Raw genomic sequence first — 8694 nt, 5'->3', positions numbered from 1 at the left:
CTGCGGGGCTTTCGAATGGTGGAGGCCGAGGTCGGAATCGAACCGGCGTAGACGGATTTGCAATCCGGTACGAACCTGCTATTTTGCTAGGTGCAATCGCTCAAGCCCCTGTATCTATTGGGTTTAGCGTCATTTTCCTGCATCTTGATTCATCATCATTTGGGACATTCAATGTCCCAGTTTTGTCCCACGCCTCCTGCTCCCCTCTACCGGCGTTCTGCCGACCGTTTCCCTTCCTTTATATAGCTACTCATAGGGCTGCCCCATCCAGCGCCCACAGCCTGGCCGACTCGACGATCTCCAGCATGTCGACCAGGTCGCCATCGTCGACTTCCTGCCGTCGGTGCGCGGCATAGGCCATTTCACTGAGCACAGCCGCTCGCCCATCTGGGTCAGTTATCAGGGCCGTCTGGTCGTCCAGTTCCGCCACCCAGGCCTGTGGTATTCCCACCATCATTCTGCCCTGCACCACCAAGACTGCGCGTACAGCACGCCGTCGACCTCCTCCACCCCGTTGATGTTGATGCCGAGCTGAGCCATTCCGTTGACCTTGGCATCGTGCAGCCGCGGGATGATGTCCGGCCCAGGCGAAGGGTTGAACACCCAAGCCTGTGTCGATACCCGGCCCAGCGGCTCGCTGTGGTGGTCGCCGATGTGAATGTCGGCCCGCAGAGGGGTGATCTTCCCAAGCTGACTCGAAGGGATGGCCACGCCATTCGCGCGGCGGCGCACAAGGAGGAAATACATAAGGCACCAATACTGTATATCGATACAGTATCGTAGTCCGTGCCGAATGATTTTAGCAACCAGCTGCTGATGACCTGTCAAGACTCGTCGGGTCAGCTTCCGAGAATTTTGCTCTTTTCAGCCTCGTACTCCGCCGCCGTGATGAGGCCTTTATCTTTTAGCCCTCCAAGCCGCTCAAGCTTCTGGTACTTGTCTTCACCTGGATTAACAACGCTCGGGTTTGTTACGGTGGTGACATGTGTAGATGTGGCTGTAGCCGACCAAATCAGAGCGGCCAGCCATCCGATCACCGTCCATCCCAAAAAAAGATTCAGGAGGAATATTGCGCCAGTGCTGGGGTGTTTCCGGCTTTTGGCGTTGATCGCTGGCAGCAGATACAGGATGGCGCAAACGCCGAGGGAGATGAATGATGTGACAGTTGCCGTGGTAGTCATGCAGACCTCCTTGTGAATGCCGGAAATCTACCACTATCACGCCAAGGCTCAAAACGACGCTACCTCCCCCGATCTATGACTCCATTCAGTTGGACCTCTCAAGGCGTCGTACTCGCGCTCGCATTGCTGACCGGCAATCGTAGCTTGGTCATAAGCTTTCGCCAGTTCTCCCGCTCGAGCATCAGCCCGTGCGAGCAGGTCGGAGAGCACCATGGCGGCGCGGGTGGCTGTCTCGCCTCGGGCGACAGCGGCGGTATCCGTGCTGGGGCAACTGACGGCGGCAGCGAGCTGGCTGGCGTCAGTGCGCAGCCGCTGGCCAGCAGCATCGGCGTCAGCAGCGCCAGCATCAGCAATCGTTCTTTCTTCATGGGCCTTTAGCCTCGCCTCTTGCTGCGCATTTGCGCTCCGGTGTTCTTCTTTACGCGCCGCACGTTCGCCAATCACTTCGGCGAGTCGATCGCCGCTGTCCCGCTTCGCTGATTGCTGGCCGGCCTGGGCAAGCTCCACCGAGCGACCGTGCTCGTAGGCCGCCCAATGGGAAACCAGCAGCACCAACCCAGCAGCAGCCACAACCCACGGGCTCATGATGCCAGGGCTCGACGCACACCCTCGTCGATCACTTCGGCTTTGTAGGGGTTGCCGCCGTTCTCGTGGATGATGATGCCCAGCACGGCCTCACGCAGGACCTGCGGCTTGGAAATGTCGATGGATTCGCGCACGCCCACGCCGAGGCGCTTGGCGATGGCCTGCGCATAGGCCAAGGTGTTGTTCTCGCTGGACGGCGCCCAGCGGCTGATGAACTCCAGTGGGGTGTCGATGCCAGGGCGGCCCACGCCGGGCATGCCGTCCTTGCCTCGGTAGTTGAGCAGCAGCTTGCCCAAGGCTCGGATGCCATTCTCTGCTTGATCGAAGCGGGCGAAGCGCGGGCTGGTCACGCCAACCTCCAGGCCGAGCTGGCCCTGCCAGGCGTTGCGGGGATTGAAATCGATGTTTCCGGGGTTCCGGTTGCGTATGCCGCGTGGCTGGGATTGGGTCATGGGCTTTCTCCAGACAAAAAGAAGCCCGCGCTTGGCGGGCTATGTAGGTGTTCTGAAAGGGTTCGAAAAAACTACTGTGAAAGAAGATCTTCAAGCTTTCTAAGTCTTTGTTCTTGCCCCGCCGAAATAAATAGGCTCAGCCCGTCATACCTGAAGCTGTATCGGTCACCGGCTTTTGTCACCAGCTGCTGATAGGCCGGAGCCACCTCAACTATCTCGCCGTCAATTTCAGCGTATTCGGCCGGAATTTCTTGGTACTCATCCGGCCACTGGTCGTAACAGATGAAGCTGTAGTTGAATGGGTCAAGACCATGACGCTGCATGATCTCGATAGCCGTTTGCACGTACATGCCGATGTGCTCCCGGGCTTGATCCCCCTTTTCCTCCACTGCGGTCAGGAACTTATAGGCACCGATCTCTGCCGCGATGTCCCGGGACGCCGCCAGCTCCGCGTCCGTGAAGGTGCGCATCGGGGTCTTCTCGCGGCCATCGGAGGTGTTGATGGTGCCGGTGACGGCAAATACCACGTTGTACCGTTTCGCTACATCCGCCAGGTTACGCGTGCCATCGGTGTCGGGGCGCAAGCGACCATAGTGATCGCAGGTAGCTGACGAGTAGTCGTTCCGCCACATAACAACGGAACCATCCGCGTTATATAGGCGAGTCACAGCGCCATAAAGGGCTGCATCATTGAGCGTGAACTCGGCTCGCTTTACGCCTGCTCGGTTCACATAGGTATGAACGTCTCCTGTGGTGGTCCACTGATCCAACGAAGGATTGTACCGCTTAATGCGAACTCCGTTGCCATCCAGATATCCATATTCACCTGCGGAAGTCCGATAAAGAACAGGAACACCTGTGGCATCCGTGAACCCAACTCTCTGACCTGCACCTGGTCGAATGTCGACGTGACCGCTCAGACCGTAGGACCAACCGTCCCACATGACTTGGTTAGGGCTGAACATGCCCGGATCACCCGGAGTCGTAAATCTTCCGTCAGTAGTAGGATACGCTGGACGGTTGTCCAAGCCCGACGTACCACGAACTCTCTGGCCCAGTCTAATCTGGTAAGAGCTTGAACCGGCAACGTTGCGTATGCCAGTGCCGCGACCTTCGACGTCTTTGCTCTCGAATGACCCGTTGTACTCCAATTGCAGGACGTTACCCAAATATAGGGCGATGTCATCACAGCTCATGATCTTGCACGAATCGTTAAACTTCAGGCCACGGATATTTGCCCCGCTGATCTCAATGCAGCGCGACGGCGTGGAATAGCGATGCACACTGAATGCAGCCGAGGTCGCACGGTACTTCCGGTGGTTCATGCCATAGAAGTAGCAGTTATCCCAGTTTGCATCCGCCACGCCATTTGTGCGTTCACCCAGGATTACCTTGTTGGCGGTATTGGCTGGATCGATCGAGGCAGGTGATGGGGTGACACCGGTGATGCGCAGATTAGCGCCAACTTTCTGCGTGCCCGTGTAAGTACAGAACAGACCACCGTACTCTTGAGTGCGGAAAGTGTTGTCAAATGACGGGTCGAACGGGTGTGAGTCGAACCATTCAATTTCGATCCAGTCTGCGCCGACCGCCTTAATGTCGTAGAGGTCCGAGCCGCGCACCAAGAACGATGCGAACCCTTGGAAGTTACAGTGCAAGAACTTGTTGCGTTCCCAGTCCGGCGAAAGCGTATCGCCACCTGTTAGGGCGGTTCGCCCAAAACACCCAGCCATGCGCCAGAAGCCAACCACGGAAACGTTGACTGCCGTGAAATCGTGGTGGTTGTCGACCCACAGACCGATATCCCAGTCATCAGCCCAAGTCGCCGCATCTGTGTTGTAACCGTTAATACCGTCGTAGTAGGGCAACAAGCCGACATCGCGCAGCTGAGCGAAACCGCCTTGCTCTACTTTCCAGCCGCACGAAAATAGCTTCTGCGTGGCAGGTGCACCGGTCACAGGGTTCGCATCGTTGTTCCAGAACGAAGTTTTGCGGTACGTGCTGTCATACCCTGGCTCAAACGTCGACACGTTGGTGCGTTGGTCACCATCGGTCGCACCGGCGCAGGCGGCTAGATTGGCAACATGAACGCGAGGCCCAGTGCCCTTGAATAGATAGTTGGTGCCTATAAGGCGGAACTCGCGAATTGGGTCCTGCGGGGTTGAAGGGTTCTTCAGCGGACCCTCGCCCACGTACTTCACGCCCTGCGGCTGCACTACGGTAGTGGTCGAGATATAGGTACCTGCAGGCCCAAACACATACCGGCCTCCCGCCCTAGCATGCTCAAAAGCGCATTGCGTGGCTGCCCAGTCCACCTCCTCGGTTAGCGACGTGATGGTGATATTCGAGTAGTGCAACTGTGCTGCGGCAAGCGTTGAGTAGTATTCACCGAGCTGGTGGCTGTTACCATCCCCGATAGCACCATAGTTTTTGATGTTGAGCACTTCAAGCGACATTACTGCAACATTACGGGCGACGGCACCCGCCAGCGCGGACTTGGCGAAGACCAGTGAAGCCCCCAAAGCGGGGTCAATCGTGCTACCAAGGTCAGAGCGCAGAATGTCGTCACCCAACGGAGTGAACTTCGCAGAATCTGTCGCCCACACGCCGGTAGTCGTGAATGGTCTAGCAACGCCAGGAGCCGGGCGCCAGTACACCCCGGACTCAAGAGTGAACTGGTTCGGCTCGGTGAAGGTCAGTCCGGCTGCGAATGGCCCCATATACTGGTAGCCGGTGGATAGCATGAGCGCATTGAAGCGTTCAGTGCGGTCACCCTGAGCAGCAAGAAACCGAAGATCGCGCTCAATTTGACTGGCATCAAATGCCTGCTCCATGCCGGCCCAGGTCTTCCTGGGTACACCCATCCGGTCGGGATGGCTCTTCTTGTCGCGATCTGTGGCCCAGACGTCGACCACCGCAGAGTTGTCAAAGAGATCGCGCGGATCGCTCGAGCCGTTCGGGCCGACCGGATTTCGAGTGTTGTAAGGCATAGTTTCTCCGGGCACAAAAAAGCCCGCGCTAGGCGGGCATGCTCGATAAGTTCCGGTCAGTCCGGGAATTGGTCATCGTAGGTGTAGACGCGGGCGTCGTAGGGCATGCCCTTCATCGCCACATTGCCGCTGGCTGGATCAGAGCTGGTGATCAGCACCGGGTACGCCCAGCGCACTGCCGGTCCAAACAGGATGTGCGGCGGTTCAAGCGGGCCGTTGACCAGTGGCGTGAAGTCGATTGCGTCGACCCTGGCGGTGTAGTCGTCGATTTGCGTAGCAACCCAAGGTCCAGACAGTTCGCCGTCAAGCATCCGCAGGCCAAGCCAATGCTCTCCGCCTGCGCTGAAGTCGAGCGGTTCGGATGAGTGCAGGTATGTCCCGGTGCCAGTTACCTGGAAATCCACTAGGATCGCGCTCTGGCATCGCTTTGGAGCGTCATCCGCCACCACCGCGAACCCAAGGTATCCGCTATTCCGGCCATCCATCTCGGTTTCCCAAGTGTATGTGTCGGTGCGGAACTTCTGGTGGCCACGCCGGCGCATGCCGAAACGCCAAGCCCTGGTTTCATCACTGAAGCCGGGCATCTTGACCTTCTCGATCTTGAGGCCAAGGTCTCCAGGCCACCGGCACGGTACTGTCTCCCAGGCCCAAGTCTCGCGAGAGAAATACTCCACATCCACGCCGTCGAAGTCGTTGATCGACGGCATAGGGCCGCTGATCCTGATCATCTTGGTCATGTTTTGCGGGGAGTAAGTCTGAGTTTTAGGACCGTAGCGAATGCCCTCATACATCGGCCTGGCCTGGTCACGCACGGGGCGCAGTAGGCCCCGGAAGGTCACCAGCTCACCAAAACCGCACGCCAGGGCATTGTTGATCATGTCCTTGACGGTGATCGTCGAATCCAGTGTCTCGTCGTAGGTGTCGCCACGGGCCACGCAGATACTGTGGAAGGCCTGCCACTCGGGCAGATCCAGGTCATCGTCGGTGTAGCCGCGCTGCTTTAACTGGTAAATGCACCATGGCACGATGTCACGGGTTGGCCCGGTACCGCCCTCCATAAGCGGCAGAATGCGAGTTGCTTCGACGCTGACCTGGCTCTCTGACTGAGCCGACAGCCTGTCACCACCCCGAATCACGCAAGTCATGACAGTCAAGCCTGGATAGCTTGTGGGAGAGTTCTGCATCTTCCCGCGCAGATCGGTCCAGGTCGCATCGTCTCGGGCCTCATCGTTGATTCGTCCGGGACGGTCAACATACTGCTTGCGAATCCGTGCTTCGGCGCGCATTGGGTATGGAAGAGTCACCCGTTCGGTAAAGCCCTGGGCATCCAAGGAGCCACCGACGTTCATCTTCTCGATGACCGTCCACGCCCCGGCCACGTCCATATCTCGATACTCGAAGACGTAGTAGGTCGGAATTTCGTAGATCTGCCCCTCTCGACCGATGCCACAAAGGCCGCTCGAGTAGGTCACAGACCACTCGATTTCGGTGATCTTTTCGCCTTCCGGGCAGCATGCGATCGGCCCTCGGTAACCACCCTGCAGGTTTGAGGCATCCAGCGTAATCAGGCCATTGACGGTCTGCATGCTGTCAAAGCCAGGCCAAGCAGTGTCGGCGGCGCCTGAAGAAGTCAGGCGTTCGACCTCTACTAAGGTGCTGCTGAATGTGGTGATACGGTACCGAAGGCCGCGCGGGCCGATAGTAGCCATGCCCTGCCCAAGCGCGAGTCCTACCACGGGGGATCCGCCGTCGTAGTTCAGCGTCATCTCCGCTGGTTGAGCCGGCGTGCCACCAGTCGTAGGCGTTCCCGTCACCCCAACTGGCGCAGACCCAAGAACAGTCGAGGCCCCGGATGCCGTTATAGGCATGCCGAAGAACGGTGTGAGCTCTACGAAACGAACCACACCCGACGATTGCTGAGCTAGTATCGGGACCCCAGTGAGCTGCACATTCAGTGCGGTCACCAGGCCAGCCAAATCCGTCGTAGCGGTGTTCAGCGTCACTGGGTAGGTCGTACCTGCATGCGAAATCGTGAAGCCGAGAGGCGTGACGTTGAAGTCGTAACGGCTGGGTGCTGCAGAGCCCGTCAACGTCGACGCTGAACCCGGGTCAGCTGGAACAGCAGGAACGGCCGGCGTGAAGCTGTGCACCACATACATGCCGGCGTTCGCACCTGCCACCTCGATCAACATGCCAGGGCTTGGGTTCAGCATTTCCAACGGGCCACGGACGATGTCACGGTCCGAGCCGCCGTCGACCACCTCGTAGGTGTACGGCGCCACAGCGCGAATGATGACTCCACTGGCCCAGTCTTCCGGGAATTGCCCGGCACCCGCAGGAACGCTGATCGTGTCACCCACGAACTGATACGCAGAAGCGGTGGCGGACCTAGTGAGGTCCGTGGCCATAGTCAATTCGAGGCCCGACGATCCGCTCGAACTTGCCCCAACTTCTGGTGCGTTGAACCAGTTGATGTGGGCAGGGTCGCCAGAGATATCAGCCCCGGGACCATACACGCGCACAACAGCATCAGCCCCAAGCGAGATCAGAGGCGTCTCGCCGACCTTCCGCTTGGCCGCCGGCAAGTCGTACTCGCCCTCGCCTACGTACAGCAGCATTTCCACGCGCTGGTCACGAGGGCCGGCGAAGTATCGCCGAGGCTGAGACAGGTAGGCTGGATATACCCGCTGATGACCGGCGATCTGACGAACCGGGTCGCCAAGTTTCACCTTGTTGCCCTTAGCGCTGGCCTCCATCAATGGATCACCCTGCTGCGATCCAGCAGTGGACGGCATACCTGGCATCTTCGGCATCATGGCCTTGAGCGCGGCCTGCCCCCCCTTGAACAGCGCGAAGGTTATGGACACTGGGTCCGTCCCTTTGGGCTCCCGGTAGATCTGCACCAGGTGCGAGGGTTTGAACGTCACCCTGTGCCAGTCCGCCTGCTCGATTACCTCATCGTTGAGCACAACACTGATCGGCGGGCTTTCCCGGCGTTCGTAGGACGGGGCCTGCGACTTTAGCCACTCCTCGATCGTCATGCGGCGGTCGGTCGTCCAGGTGCAGATCGGCGCCGTATCAGAAAGCTTGTTCGGATAGAACTCGACGGTCACGGTAATACACCACCTTAGGGTGAGCGGCTTCAAACTCGCCGGTTGTCCGGAGGCAGGCGCCTCCGGGATTTGTGTCCAGCACCTTCAGCCGTCCTTCGCTCACCAGGACCGTGCCAACATGCAGAAGCGCTGTTCCTCGCAGCACCGCAGCAATGGCACCCGGCTCAGGAGGGCACTCCTCCATTGCGCTGCGGAGGCTGCGGTAAGCCTTGGTGTTTTCGCGGATCTTGTCCTTTCCAACCGCCCCCAAGGACGGGAGCCATGGCAGGCCAAATAGGTCGTGACGGATCGCCCTGCACAGCCCCCAGCAATCAAAGGCAATAGGACCCCGTGCACCCTCGCGATACGGGGCGCGCATAAATTTTTCGATCAT

Annotated in this window: 8 protein-coding genes; all 8 read right to left on the bottom strand. The window is 58.8% G+C overall.

The genetic code is table 11. The annotated features are described in order from the left end of the window. Positions 1 to 250: 250 nt before the first annotated feature. The 8 genes from ACIP1G_RS28125 to ACIP1G_RS28090 all read right to left on the bottom strand — a co-directional run bounded on the left by ACIP1G_RS28125 (position 251) and on the right by ACIP1G_RS28090 (position 8694). Entirely contained in the window at positions 251 to 457 is a 207-nt protein-coding gene (locus ACIP1G_RS28125; RefSeq protein ID WP_041166533.1) for a hypothetical protein, read from the bottom strand. Next, the gene (locus ACIP1G_RS28120; protein WP_400742991.1) at positions 454 to 747 is read right to left on the bottom strand and encodes a hypothetical protein; all 294 of its coding nucleotides are present in this window, start codon (positions 745 to 747) and stop codon (positions 454 to 456) included. The genes ACIP1G_RS28125 and ACIP1G_RS28120 overlap by 4 nt, the downstream gene beginning before the upstream one ends. A gap of 92 nt (positions 748 to 839) precedes the next feature. Further along, positions 840 to 1181, bottom strand: a complete 342-nt coding sequence (locus ACIP1G_RS28115; protein WP_234547466.1) for a superinfection immunity protein — start codon at positions 1179 to 1181, stop codon at positions 840 to 842. A gap of 48 nt (positions 1182 to 1229) precedes the next feature. Continuing rightward, positions 1230 to 1766, bottom strand: a complete 537-nt coding sequence (locus tag ACIP1G_RS28110) for a DUF2514 domain-containing protein (protein ID WP_400742988.1) — start codon at positions 1764 to 1766, stop codon at positions 1230 to 1232. Then, the gene (locus ACIP1G_RS28105) at positions 1763 to 2218 is read right to left on the bottom strand and encodes a structural protein P5 (protein ID WP_400742985.1); all 456 of its coding nucleotides are present in this window, start codon (positions 2216 to 2218) and stop codon (positions 1763 to 1765) included. The genes ACIP1G_RS28110 and ACIP1G_RS28105 overlap by 4 nt, the downstream gene beginning before the upstream one ends. Positions 2219 to 2289: 71 nt before the next feature. Next, positions 2290 to 5208, bottom strand: coding sequence for a tail fiber domain-containing protein (locus ACIP1G_RS28100; protein ID WP_400742983.1), 2919 nt, complete (start codon positions 5206 to 5208; stop codon positions 2290 to 2292). 56 nt (positions 5209 to 5264) lie between these two features. Next, a complete protein-coding gene (locus ACIP1G_RS28095) occupies positions 5265 to 8249 on the bottom strand; it encodes a host specificity factor TipJ family phage tail protein (RefSeq protein ID WP_400742997.1) in 2985 nt (994 codons plus the stop codon). A 37-nt stretch (positions 8250 to 8286) separates the two neighbouring features. Next, positions 8287 to 8694, bottom strand: a complete 408-nt coding sequence (locus ACIP1G_RS28090) for a hypothetical protein (protein WP_400742980.1) — start codon at positions 8692 to 8694, stop codon at positions 8287 to 8289.

The sequence above is a fragment of the Pseudomonas sp. NPDC089392 genome (assembly GCF_044749595.1).
Lineage (GTDB): Bacteria > Pseudomonadota > Gammaproteobacteria > Pseudomonadales > Pseudomonadaceae > Aquipseudomonas.
The sequence above is the reverse complement of the archived record's forward strand: the minus strand, read 5'-3'. Positions and strand labels throughout refer to the sequence as shown.